The 15,759-nt window shown below is 71.6% G+C and carries 10 protein-coding genes; 5 read left to right on the forward strand and 5 right to left on the reverse strand.

The annotated features are described in order from the left end of the window. The first annotated feature begins 88 nt into the window (after positions 1 to 88). Positions 89 to 1,855: a hypothetical protein gene (locus IE94_RS0105045; protein WP_051777265.1), complete on the forward strand. Its 1,767-nt coding sequence runs from the start codon at positions 89 to 91 to the stop codon at positions 1,853 to 1,855. Positions 1,856 to 1,937: 82 nt separating this feature from the next. Further along, positions 1,938 to 5,606: a hypothetical protein gene (locus tag IE94_RS0105050; protein WP_030178734.1), complete on the forward strand. Its 3,669-nt coding sequence runs from the start codon at positions 1,938 to 1,940 to the stop codon at positions 5,604 to 5,606. On the opposite strand, the gene IE94_RS38965 is transcribed toward IE94_RS0105050, so the two are convergent. From IE94_RS38965 to IE94_RS0105065, 3 genes are all read right to left on the reverse strand, one after another. Continuing rightward, positions 5,581 to 6,555, reverse strand: a complete 975-nt coding sequence (locus IE94_RS38965) for a hypothetical protein (RefSeq protein WP_030178735.1) — start codon at positions 6,553 to 6,555, stop codon at positions 5,581 to 5,583. The genes IE94_RS0105050 and IE94_RS38965 overlap by 26 nt on opposite strands. Further along, complete coding sequence (locus tag IE94_RS0105060; protein WP_157849324.1) at positions 6,552 to 8,090, reverse strand: FAD-binding oxidoreductase; 1,539 nt, start codon at positions 8,088 to 8,090, stop codon at positions 6,552 to 6,554. The genes IE94_RS38965 and IE94_RS0105060 overlap by 4 nt, the downstream gene beginning before the upstream one ends. A 227-nt stretch (positions 8,091 to 8,317) precedes the next feature. Beyond that, on the reverse strand, positions 8,318 to 9,028 hold the full coding sequence (locus IE94_RS0105065) for an HAD family hydrolase (protein WP_030178737.1): 711 nt from the start codon (positions 9,026 to 9,028) through the stop codon (positions 8,318 to 8,320). A gap of 388 nt (positions 9,029 to 9,416) precedes the next feature. Between IE94_RS0105065 and IE94_RS0105070 the strand changes: the two genes are divergently transcribed. Together IE94_RS0105070 and IE94_RS0105075 are read left to right on the forward strand one after the other, a co-directional pair. Then, positions 9,417 to 10,067: a ScbR family autoregulator-binding transcription factor gene (locus IE94_RS0105070; protein ID WP_051777267.1), complete on the forward strand. Its 651-nt coding sequence runs from the start codon at positions 9,417 to 9,419 to the stop codon at positions 10,065 to 10,067. 120 nt (positions 10,068 to 10,187) lie between these two features. After that, the gene (locus IE94_RS0105075) at positions 10,188 to 12,014 is read left to right on the forward strand and encodes a glycoside hydrolase family 3 protein (RefSeq protein ID WP_030178741.1); all 1,827 of its coding nucleotides are present in this window, start codon (positions 10,188 to 10,190) and stop codon (positions 12,012 to 12,014) included. A gap of 18 nt (positions 12,015 to 12,032) precedes the next feature. On the opposite strand, the gene IE94_RS0105080 is transcribed toward IE94_RS0105075, so the two are convergent. Beyond that, positions 12,033 to 13,922: an ABC transporter ATP-binding protein gene (locus IE94_RS0105080; RefSeq protein ID WP_245235181.1), complete on the reverse strand. Its 1,890-nt coding sequence runs from the start codon at positions 13,920 to 13,922 to the stop codon at positions 12,033 to 12,035. Positions 13,923 to 14,086: 164 nt separating this feature from the next. Between IE94_RS0105080 and IE94_RS0105085 the strand changes: the two genes are divergently transcribed. Next, the gene (locus IE94_RS0105085) at positions 14,087 to 14,767 is read left to right on the forward strand and encodes a GntR family transcriptional regulator (RefSeq protein WP_030178747.1); all 681 of its coding nucleotides are present in this window, start codon (positions 14,087 to 14,089) and stop codon (positions 14,765 to 14,767) included. Here IE94_RS0105085 and IE94_RS0105090 read toward each other — a convergent pair. Continuing rightward, positions 14,757 to 15,758 carry a proline racemase family protein gene (locus tag IE94_RS0105090; protein ID WP_030178750.1) on the reverse strand — a complete coding sequence of 334 codons (1,002 nt, stop codon included), beginning with the start codon at positions 15,756 to 15,758 and terminating at the stop codon, positions 14,757 to 14,759. The genes IE94_RS0105085 and IE94_RS0105090 overlap by 11 nt on opposite strands. Position 15,759 lies beyond the last annotated feature (1 nt).

Here is a 15,759-nt window from a genome sequence, read left to right on the forward strand (position 1 = left end):
GCGCCGCCACGCCGCCCGCCCAGCTTCCCGTCCTGGTCCGCCGGCTCCGGCAGGACCAGACATCCCAAGCCCGCGACAGGGAGACACCATGGGAACCGCCCTGGTCAACTTCGTCTACACCACTATGAGGAAGCGGTTGAACAATCCGGGCAGCCGCTACTGGCTGCCGACCCTCCTCAAGGAGGTGAAGGCCCCGGACGGCGGCACCTTGACGCCGTTACGGGCAGCGGAGTGGAAGCTCGGCGCGATCGGGGGCGAGCAGGGCACACTGGTGGGCAACATCATCGCCAAGGGCTGGTGGATGGCCGTCGGAGCTGCCTTCGACGACGCCCAGGCGCGCGAGGACGAGTCGAACGACCTGCCCGAGGACCTGGACGCCTTCACCGCCCGCCGAAGTGAGGCCAACCCGCTTCCCACGCTGGCCTTCTCCTCGGTCGAGATCCACCACCTCCCCAACGCCGCCGTGGGAGAACTCACCGGCCTCACCGAGGACTCCGACGGCTACCGGGGGTCCGTCCGCATCACTCTGGGGGCCCACAGCCACGATGAGTGGAAGGACCGCGACCACATCAAGATCAAGAGCCGCTATCTGCTGCGTCAGGAAGTCGTCGCCGCGGACGACCCCGACGACGATTCGGCCGATCCCCTGCCCCCGACGACAACGGTGGTGCGGGGACTGGAGGGTGTCAGCTGGCCGAAACAGGTGGTGGAGGGGCGCGGAACGCTCGAACTCACCGCCCGGGACCTCGCCTTCGACGTCCAGGTCGCCCTCCACGTCTCGGGCAAGGGCTCCGGCCGGACCCTGGCGGCCCGCGTGGACTCCATCAGCCTCGCGGCCGGTGTCACCCCCACGTTCTGCCTGGCCAGGGAAAACCTGACCATCGAGGACGAAGGGACCGACTCCGAATCGATCGAGCGCTGGAAGCACGCAGCCCTGGAGGCGGTCAACAGTGCGGACGCCGGTAGGGAACTCCGGGCCGCCATGGAGGCCGCCCTGTCGGACCCGGGGCAGCGCGACGAGTTCTCCACGATGGTGACCCAGCAGCTTGCGGCCTCACTCGACGGGGTGCTGGGCTCCGTGCCCACCGGCGCCCTGCCCGTCGAAGGGTCGGACACCGGAACGGGGCCGGTGGAGCAGTACCTGTTCGACAGGGTCCGGCATGCGGTGAACTCCCCCGCCTCCTCCTTCTATCCGCCGGCCGTCATCCACTCCTTGGACGACCCGGGGCTCGTCCCCTACCGCATCCCGACCCTCGACCTGGGACCGCAGTCCGTCGAGGACATCGAGCTGAGCGCCGTCCGCCTTCACGACGTCACCGTCGACGGCCTGCCCAACCTGCTGATCCCCCCGGAGGACGCGCGGCTGACGGCCGAGGGCATCGACCTGACGCTGAGGCTCGGCCGTATCACCGGCCGGCCCGAAATCCCGGGCACGCGGGGATCGGACGGCTCGCCGCTGCGCGTGCCCGAGCCCCCGTTGGTCCTCACCGGCCGGTTCGAGGCGGTCTTCCCACCCAGTAGCGAGGACGAGGACGACGTCCTGCGAGGGCAGTTCAAGGCATCGCTCGCGCGGCCTTCCGTGGCAGCGGGTCTGGTCTTCAGCGGCCCCGACGCCGACGCGCTGGAGATCTCCCTGCGCTCACTCGACCTGCGACTCGCCCCCGAGGAACTGACGGTCGAGGTGACCACCGGTGACCTCTTCAGGGAAGTGATGCGCAGCCTGTTCGACTCCGCCCAGGTCAAGACGGTCCTCGTCCAGGGGATTCGCACCCGCACGGCCGCGCGGAAGGACGAGATCGCCGCCGGGCTGTCCACCGCGGCACGCGACATCATTGCCGCCCACCTCACCCAGTAGGCCCCGCCCCGGCCGACGTGCGGCTGCGCGCCGTCTCATTCCGCCCCGCCGCCTCCGGCGGCAGAACCTCCGGGATCCCCCCATGCACGTACAGGAACTGGACGCCCTCCTCACCCGACGCACCACAGACCAGACCATCAGCCTCAGCAGCGACGACTTCGGCTGCGCCGCCGCGCCCCTGGTGACCGAGTGGCTCGACGGCACCCTCAGAGTCACCGGCGTGCGGCGCAGCACGCGGCCCGACGGGACCGTCGTCCTGGACGGAACCACCAGCCTGCTCGGAGTGAAGGACCGGCCGGTCACCGGTATCGAGATCGGTCTCGACCCCGCCGATCAGCGGCCTTCGCTCTACCTCCCCTTCACGCTCCCCACCACGTGGAACTTCGCCGCCTCCTTCCCGGAGACCAAGGACAGCGATCTGGCCCGGCTCGGCTTCACCACGGAACCGGAGCTGCTTCTCAGCTCGACCGTCCGGCAGGCGGCCGACGGACGCCCCTCCCTCCTCCCGGGCCTGACCTTCCACGGTGCCACGGTGACGACGCCGGGCGCCGCGGAGTGGCTCGGCAAGGTGCTCGCCCTCGCGTCGGGCGCCCTCTCACTCACCGGCCCCCTCACCCGCACGCCCGGCCCCAAGGACAAACGCCGTGCGGTCATCGCACTGACCTCGCCTGCGCGGGGCGCCGGCGTGCTGGGGGCCTCCTTCTGCGTGTGGGCCGGCTCCCGCACCACCACGGCCGCCGACGGCACCAGCACCGTGGCCTACCCGGTACGGCTGCGCGCGGACCTCGCCCTCGCCCCGGGGACGAAGGCGACCGTCGGCGCACCGCTGCCCTCGGGGACCGAGAAGGTGACCCTCACCGCGGAGGTGCTGCCGGGCGAGCCCCAGCCGACAGCGGCCTTGGCCTCCTGGGACGGCAGCGGGAGCGCGCTGCGGCAACTGACCGACCAGGGGTTCGTGCTGGGCGACAGCGTGGTGCTCACCGAGCTGGGCCTGGTCATCGACCCGGGCAAGCTGCGGGAGGGACTGACCGAGGCGGTGACCGAGGTCACCGTCAAGGCCGGCGCCAGGCCCACGGTCGCCTGGACGATCGCGAAGTCCCTCGCGCTGACCGAGGTGGGCGCCGAGCTGACCGTCACCCGTCCGCTGACGCGCGAACGCGGTGCCACCGTGACCGGGTACGGCACGTTCACCGTCACCCCGGCGCTCCAGCTGACGGCCAGTGCGCGCATTCCCCCCGGCACTTTCCAGCTTGCCCAGCGCAAGGACACCACCGCGAAACTCGCCGACGTGCTCGCGGGCTTCATGCCCTCCGCGCCGGCCGGGTTCCCCGACCTGACGCTGAGCGAGTTCAGCGGCTCCGCCACCCCGAGGACCGGCGAGTACTCCCTCACCGCCAAGGTCGCCACCTCGTGGTCCCTGTCGCTGGGAGCGGCCGAGGTGGAGCTGACCGGCGGCAAACTGAAGCTCGACCGGAAGAAGAAGGAGAACGAGAAGGAGAAGAAGGAGGAGGAAGGGAGCGGAAAGGAGGGGGAGGAGGCAGAGAAGAAGGAAACCGCGAAGGAACCGACGGATCGTCCTGACGCCTCCCACACGGTCACGGGCACGGTGTCGGCCACGGCGAAGCTCGGTCCCGTAGGCGGCGACGAGACCGTCGACTTCACCGCCACCTGGACCCTCCCCAAGTCGTTCGCCCTGGAGGGGACCCTCCCGGAGATCGAACTGACCGAACTGCTCAAGCGACTGTCCTGCCCGCTGGAACTGCCCGACGGGACTCCGGCCGTCTTCCTCAAGAAGTCCAAGGCCACCCTGCGCGCCGGCAAGGCGATGGCCGGGCAGTACGCCTCGGACGTGCACTACGAACTCGGCCTGTCCACGAACGTCACGTTCGGAACTCGCACGCAACACCCCCTGACACTGACCGGGAAGGCCGGCCGGTCCACCGACGGCACCTTCTTCGCCGCCGCCCTCTGGCAGCAGGACTGGTCGTGGTCGCCCAAGGACGTCGAGGGCTGGGGCGACGTCCTAGGCGTCCTCGGCGACCTCACCTTCCGCAAATCGGGCCTGGCCGTCTGCACCGCGGACGGCGTCACCCTGGACGCCGACGCCGGGTTGCCCGACACGCTGCCCGAGAAGCTGGGCCGCGGACTGACCTTCTTCACCGAAGTCGGCTACGGGGAACCGCTGGCCTTCCTGCGGGAGATCTTCCCGGACACCGAGGGGATCCGGCTGCGGGCCCGGGTCGCCCGCCCCGTCGCCGACTCGGAGTTCACCGCCGCCATCGGCAAGGCGGAGACCGGTACCGGATTCGGCGCCCTCAGCCTGACCATCGTGCCCAAGAACCGGAAGATCGAGCTCTCCACCAGCTTTCTCCTCGACCTGGCGACTCTCGGGTCGCCGTCCGGGACCAGCCTGCAATTCGTCGCCACCGGCGCGGCAGAGAAGACGGACCTCGGCTGGTCCCTCAGCCTCAGCCTCCTCCTCAAGGCAGAGGAGGCCGGAGGTCCGGCCCTGCCCGGGCAGCCCACTCCCCAGCAGCTGTCCGTGATCACTCTCGACCGGCCCGGACACATCCTGCTGCCGGCCACGGACCCGACGCACACCACAGCCGTCCTCCCGACCACCGGGGGGACGCCCACGGACCTCCCGCTGGGGCCGGTCTCGAAGCAACGGTCCGTCTGGCGCAACGCCTTCGGCATCGAAGGCTTCAACATCGCGTACTTCTACCTGGAGATGCGCTACGGAACCGACGGGTTCAAGCTGGGGGGCGGCGGCTCCGTCGACATCGGACCGGCCTCCCTCGAACTGGCCGTGCACGGCAGGGTCAGCCCACCGTCGGTCAGCGCCTTCTACTTCTCCCTGAAGGGGACCTCCCCCGAGCGCGGGGTGACGATCCTCGACCTGGTCAAGATCGTCGCTCCGGACCCCGCACCCGCCCTGAGCCCGCTGGACTCGGTGGTCGTCCGGGAAGTCGACCTGTGCGCCGTCGCCGATGCGGACGGCTGGACGAACGTGGCGACCGGACAGAACTGGGCGCCGGGCTTCTACGCCAGGGGCGACATCGCGTTCGGCACCAACACCTGGCAGTTCCAGGTACGCATCCAGCCCACCGGCCTGTACATCAGCAGCCAGGTACGGGAACCGCTCGAACTGGGTGGCGTCTTCACCTTCGCCAGCAGTGACGGCCTCAAGGGCCCGCAGTTCCTGCTCGACACCGGCGACCTCAAGAAGGGCCGACTCCCGGAGAAGGTCTTCTACCTCTCCGGAAGTCTCTCCCTTCTCGGCCACCAGGTCCTCGCCGTCGAGGCGGTGCTGGAAAAGGGCGGATTCGCGTTCGATCTCGCGGTGGACATCGTCGCCGTACAGGTGGGCGTCCACTGCCGCCTCAACGAGCAGGGACTGAAGGCCCGGGCCCGTGTCGACCTCGGCTTCGACATCACGCTGCCCCGCGACGCCCGCATCGCGGGGATCCCCCTGGGCAGCGGCCTGTTGGTCGGGGTGCACGTAGGGGGCGAGATCGAGATCGATGTCACCACGGGGGCGATGGTCCGGCTCAGCGGTCAGTTCTCGCTGCGGGCCCTGGACACCACCCTCGTGTCCACCGATGCGGAACTGAGCTTCGGCATCCGGTCCTGGGACGACGTGGTCGACGTCCTGAAGCAGGACCCGGCCAAGGTCCTGGAGAAGGTGGCCACCGACGTCTGGGAGACCGCCAAGAACTGCGCCGTCACCACGGCCGGCGCGCTGATGTGAGCACCCCCGCCCGGGCGGTGAGCAGTTCGGTGGCCACGCCCTCCTCCCCGGCCGCCGCGGCCCGGTCGACCGCGGCGGCCAGCAGGGCGGCGGCCCGGGCGAGCACCCGGGTCACGGCCTCCGCACACCCGGCAGCCTCGGAGCCGTCCCGCGGCGCGGCTCCGAGGCCGTAGCCGGGGGTGTCAGTACGGCCGGTGAGAGGGGACCGCGCGTCCCACTGGGCCCGGCCGGTGCCGGGCAGTTGCCACCACACCGCCGAGCGGATCCCCGCGACGGCGTCGCGGCGCACGTCCGCCGCGTCGTCCACCAGCCGCCACGCCACGGCGAAGTCCTCCACCAGCGACGACCACCCGGCCTCCGCCCGGCCGCCGGTCTCCAGCAGCCGGGGCAGCAGGGTCCACAGCGCGGCCTGCTCACGGGCGGTGGCGCAGTAGGAGTCCAGGTCGGCGGGCGGCCGCGGGGCATGCGTGGCAGACAGATACCGCTCGGTGTGCCCGGCGACCAGCCCGGGGTCCGCGCCCCAGGCGGCACACAGTGCCGCCGCGTCCCGCTCCAGGCACCGCCACAGTTCGGTGCGGAGATGCAACGCCGCCAGGTCGGGAGCGAGTTGACCATCTGTCAGGTGGTCGTCCCACAGGTGGAGGAGCAGCGCGGCGGCGTGCAGGCGCTCGGCGTCCGGTTGCCTCGCTGCGGGCACCCAGTGCAGGAAGGACCACACCGGTGCGGGGAACAGCACGAACAGGTCCCCCTGGTCAGCGGTCCGGGTCCGGCCGTGTCGGCCCAGCAGGGCGGCGACGTCCTCGGCCAGGGGGCGCGGCATCCGGCTCACGATCTCCAGCACCCGGCCGTGCAGGCGGCGCCGGAGCGCCGACACCTCCGGCGTCTCCAGCACCGCGCCGAAGCCCGGTGGCGGTGGGACCACAAAGGCCGGGGGGAAGGTGCCGCTCACCGGCCGCCACCCCGGCCGGGCCGCGCCCGCAGGACCCCCCGCGGGTCGAGTACCGAGGCCACCTGGTCGAGCAGCAGCCGACTCCCCTCGTTCCCGGCGTCCCCCAGGTCGTCGCCGATGACCGGCCGGTAGGGGTGAACGCCCATACGCGTGCACCCGCGCACCAGTTCCCGGCGGCACTCCAGCGCCCGTGCGTCGGCCCCCGGCTCGTCACGGTCCCAGAAGAGCCCGGTGACACAGCGCAGGTCCCGCGCGCCGAGGCGGAGGGCGAGACAGGGTTCCATGCCCCGGTCCGTCATGATCCGTTCCACCAGTCGCAGTACCGTGTCGGTCCGGGCGCCCGACATCGGGAGGCGGGGAGTGAACCAGAGGACCCCGCAACGGTCCCGGTCGGGGTCCCGTTCCCGGCCGGCCCGAACGTACAGCGGCCCGCCGGGTTTGTGCCGGTAGGCACTCGCCAGGCCCGGGGCGCTGTCGTACCGCGCAGCGCCTTCCGGCGGCCCGGGAGCTCCCGGGGCGGCGACGTGGCCGCTCACGTCATCGGTGTCCCAGTGGTCTGCGTACGGGACGAAGGCACGCAGCACGGCTTCGTACAGCAGGTCCAGCATCCTGGAGTCGTCGGCCCACAGCTCGGCGTACCCGGTCCACGGCCCGTCGAGGTGCTCGGGCAGCCGGCTCCGCGGCGCGGGGAGCACCTGCGCCGCCAGCCGGGCCCGGTTCCACAGGCTCACGGCCACGCCGCCCGGCGCCCGTTGCAGCAGTCGCCGGGCGGCGTCGACGGCGCCGGGGAGGAGGCGTTCGTCGGGGAGTCGGAAGATCACCGACCGGCCCGCCCGGGGCCGCGGATGCAGCCACAGCTCGGCGGACACGACGACGCCGGGACCGCCTTGCAGGAAGAGCCCGGTGAGCTCGGGTCCCGGGCCGGGGCCGGTCGAGAGCCGAGTACCGTCGGGGCGGACCACCTCCAGCCGCCGCAGGTGGGACGCCATGTCCTGGTACGGCCCGCGCCCCGAACCGCGCTGCAGCGCGTTGGCCAGGACGGAGGTGCTCGGTCCGGCCCCGGTGGAGGGTGGCAGCAACTCCGACGAGCGCCGCCCCAGGGCTTCGGCCAGCTGCCCGAAGGTGACCCCCGGCTCCACGGTGACCAGGCCGAGTTGCTCGTCATGGTGGAGGATCCGGTCCAGTCGGGCCAGTCGCAGCACCACGGTGTGCTCGGCGGGCGGGCAACCCGAACCGTATCCCCAGTTCCGGCCGGTGCTGACCGGGTGGACTCGGACGCCGTGGCGATGGGCGATCCGCAAGCAGTCCCGCGTCTGGGCCGCGTCGGCCGGGCACAGCACCGCTTCCGGCAGCGGGGCCGGGAACGTACATCGTCCGGCGACCTCCCGGTCCTCCGGCGCGGTGAGCACATGCGCCTCGCCGACCACCTCGCACCAGGCCGCCACCGCGTCGTACGGCAGCTCCGTCCCGGGCCGGGCGCCGGACCCGCTGTCCGGACTCGGACGCCCCCGGACAGCGTCCGGATTCGCGGTCATCATCACCCCCCTGCCGACGAGGAGCCCAGTAGCTCCCCTGCACCCCGCTGCTTCCCACCCTGGCAGTACCTGCGCCCCCGCAGGCCGGTGACCACTCGGACGAGGGAGCGCTTCGGGCGGTCGCGCGCGCCTTCGTGCGCCCGTACCGGGTCAGACGGCCACGCGCCCGCTGGTTCTCCGTCGGTGCTGGGGCCCCGCGCTCGGCGGCGCCGGACCGAGGTGGGCCGTCAAGGCTGTCGCGGCCCCCGCGGGCTGCCGAGGGCGTGGGCCCAGGCCAGCAGTTCGGGGGCGTCCAGTGTCGGTAACCACTCGTCGGCCCTGTTAGCGCCGTCGCCCTGCGGCCGGGGACCGACGCCCAGGACCCGCAGGCTCGCCCGGCGGGCTGCTTCCACGCCGGTCAGGGAGTCCTCCACCGCCAGCGCCCGGTGCGGGGGGACACCGCAGAGCCGGGCGGCCACGGCGTACACGTCGGGATGCGGTTTGGGGCGTACGCGGTCCCCCGGGTCGGGGACGACGAGATGCTGGAAGTCGGCGAGCAGCCCGGCCCGTTCCAAGCTGCCCTCGACCACCACCCTCGGGCAGTTGCTGGCCACCGCCAGCGGCACGCGGCCGGAGAGCAGCCGCACGAGCCGGACGGCACCCGGCATCGTCACCGGTTCGTCGGTGACCAGTGCCAGGAAGTGGTCGAGAAGCGCGGCTGTCAGGTCGTCGGTCAGTTCGGGTTTGTGCACGGACTGGGCCATGAGCCGGCCGCAGTCCTCGTAGTGCAGGCCGAGGGCCTGCTCCGCGAACCCGGGCGGTGGCTGAATGCCGTGCTCCCGGAAGGCCCGGCTGCGGGCCTCCTGCCAGTGGCGTTCGCTGTCCATGAGGGTGCCGTCGCAGTCGAAGACGACGGCTTCGGGCGACCAGTCGAGCAGATCGTGGTCCGAGGTGGTCACTGGGGCCTCCCATGCTTTCGCAGGCATGTGGCATTCCTGTCTCCACAGGAAACGGAAAGATAGCTTCCGCTACGTTATTTCCGTCCAGGCAAATCGGGCAATAACCCTTTTCAGTGACTCGACGCGCGCCGGAAACAGGCGTACCGCGGTGCGGCGACCCGCGTGGCGAGGCCGTCGGGAACGCCAACGCCACGCGCGCGTCCGCCGGTTGGCACACGCTCTGGACCGTGCGCGGCTCGGAGTGTCGTACTCCCGTTACCACTCGCACGCGTTGGCATTCGAAAGAACTGTGTAATTGCCGCCCGAAAGTGCACGTTTGGGCTCCGGGCGTACGCTGGCGCACTAAATTCGTGGCCCGACATCACCACGGACGAGGGCGGGCGGGACGTTGCAGGAACGGGCGAAGGCCACCCGCAGGTCACTGCTGGAAGCGGCAGCCCAACTGTTCGCCGAACAGGGATACACGGCCACCAGCGTCAACGACATAAGCGCGCGGTCGGGCCGGACCAGCGGCGCGGTCTACTTCCACTACACGGGCAAGGAAGGAATCGCGGTCGCCGTCGTCGAGGACCGGTTCGCCACCTGGCCCCAGCTCGCGGAACGCTACGGAGACGAGGCCGTCCCTCCACTCGAACGGCTCGTCGCGCTCAGCTACGACATCGCCCACGCCCTCGCCCGGGACCCCGTGACGCGTGCCGGCGCCCGTCTGTGGACCGAGCGCACCGTCATCAAAGCCCCCGTCCCCAGCCCCTTCGCGCTCTGGACCACCGCCACCACGCGACTGCTCGCGCAGGCCCGCCTGGCCGGGCACGTCAACGAGGGCGTCCGCCCCGCCCGCGCGGCCCGCGCCCTGGTGCCCGCGTTCTTCGGCCTGTGCACCCTCGCCGAGGCACTCGAGGACACGACCGTCCTCGACGACCGCCTGACCGACTGGTGGCACCTGACCCTCCCCTCCCTCCGGCCGCAACCGTCCCCGGAAGCACCCGGACAGGCCGGTGGGGACACGCGGGGCCCGTCCCCTCGCCCCGGCGTGGCCTAGACCTATTTTGTCTAGACCTCTTGCCCGCCCGGGACGCGCAGGCTACGTTTCCCGCTGTTCGGAGTCCTTCAAGTTTCCTTCAACTCCCTTGACGAGCAAGGCTGGAAGGAGCATGTCCGCATGCAGGACCGGAGTCTGACCAGACGGACCGTCCTCGCCTCCGCGACCGTCGTCGCCGCGAGCGCGGCGGGAGCCGTGGGGGTGACGGCCGCCCCCGCGGCCGCGCACGGGCGCGACCACCGCCTCAAGAAGATCCTCTCCAGGATGAGCGTCGAGGCGAAGATCGGCCAGCTGTTCGTCCCGTACTTCTACGGTACGTCGGCGACTTCACCCAGCCCGTTCGACCAGGAGCGCAATCTCAGGGAACTCGGCGTCCGCACCGTGGCCGAGCTGATCGCCAAGTACCACCTCGGCGGGGTCATCTACTTCTCCGGCTGGACGAACAACATCCAGGACCCCCGCCAGGTCGCGGAGTTGTCCGACGGTGTGCAGCGGGCCTCGCTCGCCCTGCCCACCCCCGTTCCCTGCCTGATCTCCATCGACCAGGAACACGGGGCCAACGTCCGCATCGGCAGCGGCGCCACCCAGTTGCCGGGTGCGATGGCGCTCGGCGCGGGCGGCTCGACCTCCGACGCGCGCACCGCCGGGCGGATCTCGGGCACCGAACTCGCCGCCCTGGGCATCCGTCAGAACTTCGCCCCGGTCGCCGACGTCAACGTCAACCCGGCCAACCCCGTCATCAACGTCCGCTCCTTCGGCGCCGACGCCCGCGAGGTGGGCCGTATGGTGGCGGCCCAGGTGACGGGGTACCAGCAAGCCGGCGTGGTGGCCTGCGCCAAGCACTTCCCGGGCCACGGGGACACCGGACAGGACAGCCACACCGGGCTGCCGGTGATCACCCACACCCGCGAGGAGTGGGACCGCGTCGACGCCCCGCCCTTCCGGGCCGCGATCGCCGCCGGCGTCGACTCGATCATGACCGCACACCTCCAGGTCCCCGCCCTCGACCCCAGCAACGAACCGGCCACCCTGTCGCCCGCGATCCTCCAGGGCGTGCTCCGCGACGAACTCGGCTTCGACGGCGTCATCGTCACCGACGCCCTCAACATGGCCGGTGTGCGCACCAAGTACGGCGACGACCGCGTGCCCGTCCTCGCCCTCCTGGCCGGAGCCGACCAACTGCTGTTCCCGCCGGACATCGACGTCGCCTACCACGGTGTCCTGGCCGCGGTGCGCGGCGGGGAGATCACCGAGGACCGGCTCGACGAGTCGGTCCTGCGCATCCTGCGGCTCAAGGACAGGACCGGCCTGCTCGACGGCAGCCCCTACACCTCCCCGAGGGAGGTCGACCGCGTCGTCGGCGCCCGCGGGCACCGGCTCGCCGCCGACCGGATCGCCGAGCGCACCACCACCCTGCTGGTCAACGAGGGCCAGGCCCTCCCGCTGCGCCGCGGACGGCGGAAGCTGCTCGTGACCGGCGCCAGCCCGGCCTTCCCGACCGACGACACCCGCACCACGGTGCCCGAGCTGGCCAGGGCGTTCGAGGAGCTGGGCCACCGCGCCACCCACCTCGCCACCGGCCGGGAACCCGACGCGGCGAAGATCGACGAGGCCGTGGCCGCCGCACGGGGACGGGACGCGGTGGTCGTCACCACGGACAACGTCGGCGCCACCAGCGCCCAGCGCACCCTGGTGTCCCGGCTGTGCGCGACGGGCGTCCCCGTCGTCCACCTCGCGGTGCGCAACCCCTACGACATCGCCCACCTCGGCGGCGTCCCGGCCTCGCTGGTCTCCTACTGCTGGACCGAGGTCGAACTGCGGGCCGCCGCCCGGGTGATCGCCGGCCGGGCCGAGCCGCGGGGCAGGCTGCCCGTGCCCGTCCGGCGGGCCGACGACCCGTCCCGGGTCCTCTTCCCCATGGGGCACGGCCTTTCGTACGCCGACTGACGGCCACGGGTGTCGGGGTCAGGCAACCGGGCGTTCCAGGGCCGACCCGGTCCGGTCGCCGACCGACTCGCCGCTCTCGGACTTGTCCCTCGGCGTCTCGTCCCTCGGCGACTCGTCGCTCTCGCCCAGGAAGCCGCCCGACTGGTGCTGCCAGAGCCTGGCGTAGGCGCCGTCCGTCGCGAGCAGCTCCTGGTGGGTGCCCTGCTCCACGACGCGTCCGCGGTCGAGGACGACGAGCCGGTCCATGCCGGCGACGGTGCTCAGGCGGTGGGCGACCACGAGGGCCGTGCGTCCGTCCATCAGCCGCCACAGGGCGTCCTGGACGAGGAGTTCGCTCTCCGAGTCCAGGGCGCTGGTCGCCTCGTCGAGCAGCAGGATCGGGGCGTCGCGCAGGACGGCCCTGGCGAGGGCGACGCGCTGGCGCTGACCGCCGGACAGCTTCACCCCGCGCTCCCCCACCAGGGTGCCGAAGCCGTCGGGGAGCTGCTCGGCGAACTCCGTGACGTGCGCGGCGGCTGCCGCCGCGAGGATCTCCTCGTCGGTGGCGCCCGGCCGGGCGAAGGCGATGTTGTCCCGCAGGCTGCGGTGGAACATGGCGGGTTCCTGCGGCACGTAGGCGATCAGGGAGCGCAGGTCGGCCTGGCGCAGCCGGCTGATGTCCTGGCCGCCGATCAGGATGCGGCCGTGGTCGACGTCCGACATCCGCAGCAGGAGTCGGGTGAGCGTGGTCTTGCCGCCGCCGGACCTGCCGACCAGGCCGATCCGGGCGCCCGCGGGCACGTCGAGGCCGAGTCCCCGGAAGATCGGCTTCGCACCCTGGTGGGCGAAGGTCACCGCCTCGAAGCGGATCCCGGTGTCCCTCGGCGCGAGGGGTTCGGGCGCCTCGGCGTCCAGCACGGTGGGTGGGTCGAGCAGCAGCTCCGTGAACTGGGCGGCCTCGGTCATCGAGCTCTCCAGCCGGCGGTAGATCTGGTTGAACTCGAACATGATCTGGGTGGCGTTGGAGTAGTAGGTGAAGGCGACGACGACCTCCTCCACCCCCTGGCCGGGACCGCCGAAGGCGAGGGCGACCAACAGGCCCAGCACGTTGGTCAGTACGGACATGGGCGCGATCAGGGTGTCCACGCGCAGATTGCCGTAGTCCCAGGATCTCAGGGTCAGGCGCCGGGATTCGGCGACCCGGCTGCGGTGTTCGCCGGCCTCCCGGGGTTCGGCCGCGAAGGCGCGGATGGTCTCCATGTTCATGAGGCTGTCGGCTACATGGCCGGAGACGCGGGCGATCGCCGCCTCCCGCTCGTTGACGAGCCGTTGCCGACGGCGGATCAGCGGCGTCGCAGTCACCACCGTCAACGCGATCATGACGAACAGTCCGACGACGAGCATCGGTTCGTAGCTCCAGAGCACCACGGCCCCGAACACCAGGGGCACAAGACTGCCCACGATCCGGTACGTCATGGTGTCGACGAAGTCCTCGAAGCGCTTGCCGAAGCTGAGCACCCGCTTCGTGAGGGAGCCGGCGAAGTTGTCGTGGAAGAACGCGGCGTCCTTGGCGAGGAGTTCGTCCATGCCGCTCACGTACAGGTGCTCCATGCCGAGGGCCTCCACGCGGTTCAGGCAGTGCTGCCCGATCCGCCAGACGGTCTCGGCGAGCAGCAGCGTCACCCCGAAGCCCAGCACGTACGGCAGCGCCGGGCCGAGGGCGAGACCGCCCTCGTCGGCGGCCTGTCCGGCCAGCTTGGCGATCAGCAGCGGGGCGACGTAGCGGATGCCGATGTTGCCCACGGCCGGCAGCAGCAGCGCGGGCAGGGCCTGTCGTCGAAGTCGCAGCAGTTCCCGGCCGTAGTGGCGCAGTGCGAGGAGGACCGCGCTCCTGCCCGGCGCCGGTCCTCGCGTGTCTGTTGTCCCCATCACACTCCCGGAAGTTCGGCAGCCGGAAGTCTCCCGTCGGACGGGGTGCGCAGTCCAGGCATTTACCGCGGACGGTCGAGAACCGGACATCGCGCGGCCCGTCTTCGGCGCAACGTGACATTGTATGGTGAGGGCCAATTGGCTGGTCGGACGCAGGAGCACGGATGCCGCATCTCAAGTCCCAGGCGATCTCCGTCCAGACCCATCTGCGCGATCAGGTCGCCGACGCGCTGCGGGCCGCCCTCATCGCCGGTGACCTGCGTCCCGGTGTCGTCTACTCCGCCCCCACCCTGGCCGCGGAACTCGGCGTCTCCGCCACCCCGGTGCGCGAGGCCATGCTGGACCTGGCCAAGGAAGGGCTGGTCGAAGCGGTGCGCAACAAGGGGTTCCGCGTCACGGAGATGACCGAGCGGGACCTCGACGAGTTCACCGAGATCCGGACGCTGATCGAGGTTCCCACCGTGGGACGCGTCGCCGCGACCGCGACCCCCGAGCAGTTGGAGGCGCTCCGGCCGCTGGCGCGGCAGATCGTCACCGCGGCCCGCGAGCACGACGTCCTCACGTACCTGGAAGCCGATCACCGCTTCCACCTCGAACTGCTGGGCCTGGCCGGCAACCACCACCTGGTGGCGGTGGTGGCCGACCTGCGCAAGCGTTCCCGCCTGTTCGGGCTGGGCAGCCTCGACGAGGCGGGGCGGCTGGTCGCCTCGGCCCAGGAGCACGTCGACCTGCTGGATCTGATGGTGGCCGGCCGCGGCCGGGAGGCCGAGGAGTGCATGCGCCGCCATCTCGCGCACGTCCGCACGCTCTGGGCGGACGGCATCGCCGGGTCCGTCAGAGAGTGAAGCCCGCCGGGTAGGGGTCCGCGGGGTCGAGCAGGTACTGCGCGGTGCCGGTGATCCAGGCGCGGCCGGTGACGGAGGGCAGGACCGCCGGGCGGTCCCCGACCGTCGTCTCCCCGAGGACCCGCCCGACGAACCGGGAGCCGATGAAGGACTCGTTGACGAAGTCCTGACCGACCGGCAGCAGACCGCGGGCGTGCAGTTGCGCCATCCGTGCGCTGGTGCCCGTGCCGCAGGGAGACCGGTCGAACCAGCCCGGATGGATCGCCATCGCGTGCCGTGAGTGCCGCGCGCTGGAGCCGGGGGCCTCCAGGTAGACGTGGTGGCACACGTCGATCTCCGGATTCTCCGGGTGGGACACCGGGTTCTGCTTGTTGATCGCGTCCATGACGGCCAGCCCGGCGTCGAGCAGCGGCTGCTTGTGCGCCCGATCGAAGGGGATGCCGAGGTCGTCGGTGCGGACGAAGGCGTAGAAGTTGCCGCCGTAGGCGATGTCGTAGCGCACCGCCCCGTGTCCGGGGGCGTCGACGACCTGGTCGAGGGCGTGGCAGTACGAGGCGACGTTCTCCAGGGTGACCGACTCGGCGTGGCCCTCGCGCACCCGCACCCGGGCCGTGACCAGTCCCGCGGGGGTGTCGAGCCGTACCAGGGTCTCCGGCTCGGTCACCTCCACCATCCCGGTCTCGACGAGGACCGTCGCCACCCCGATGGTCCCGTGCCCGCACATCGGCAGGCAGCCGGAGACCTCGATGAAGAGCACGCCGTAGTCGGCATCGGGCCGGGTGGGCGGTTGCAGGATGGCCCCGGACATCGAGGCGTGCCCGCGCGGTTCGCACATGAGGAGGGTGCGCAGGTGGTCGCGTTCCGCGACGAAGCGCTGCCGTTTCTCGAACATCGTCGCGCCGGGAAGGACGCCCACACCGCCCGTGATCACGCGGGTGGGCATGCCCTCGGTGTGCGAGTCGACGGCGTGGTAGCAGACCGTCGAGCGCATC

Origin of the sequence: Streptomyces violaceorubidus (genome assembly GCF_000717995.1) — a bacterium.
GTDB classification, from domain to species: Bacteria; Actinomycetota; Actinomycetes; order Streptomycetales; family Streptomycetaceae; genus Streptomyces; species Streptomyces violaceorubidus.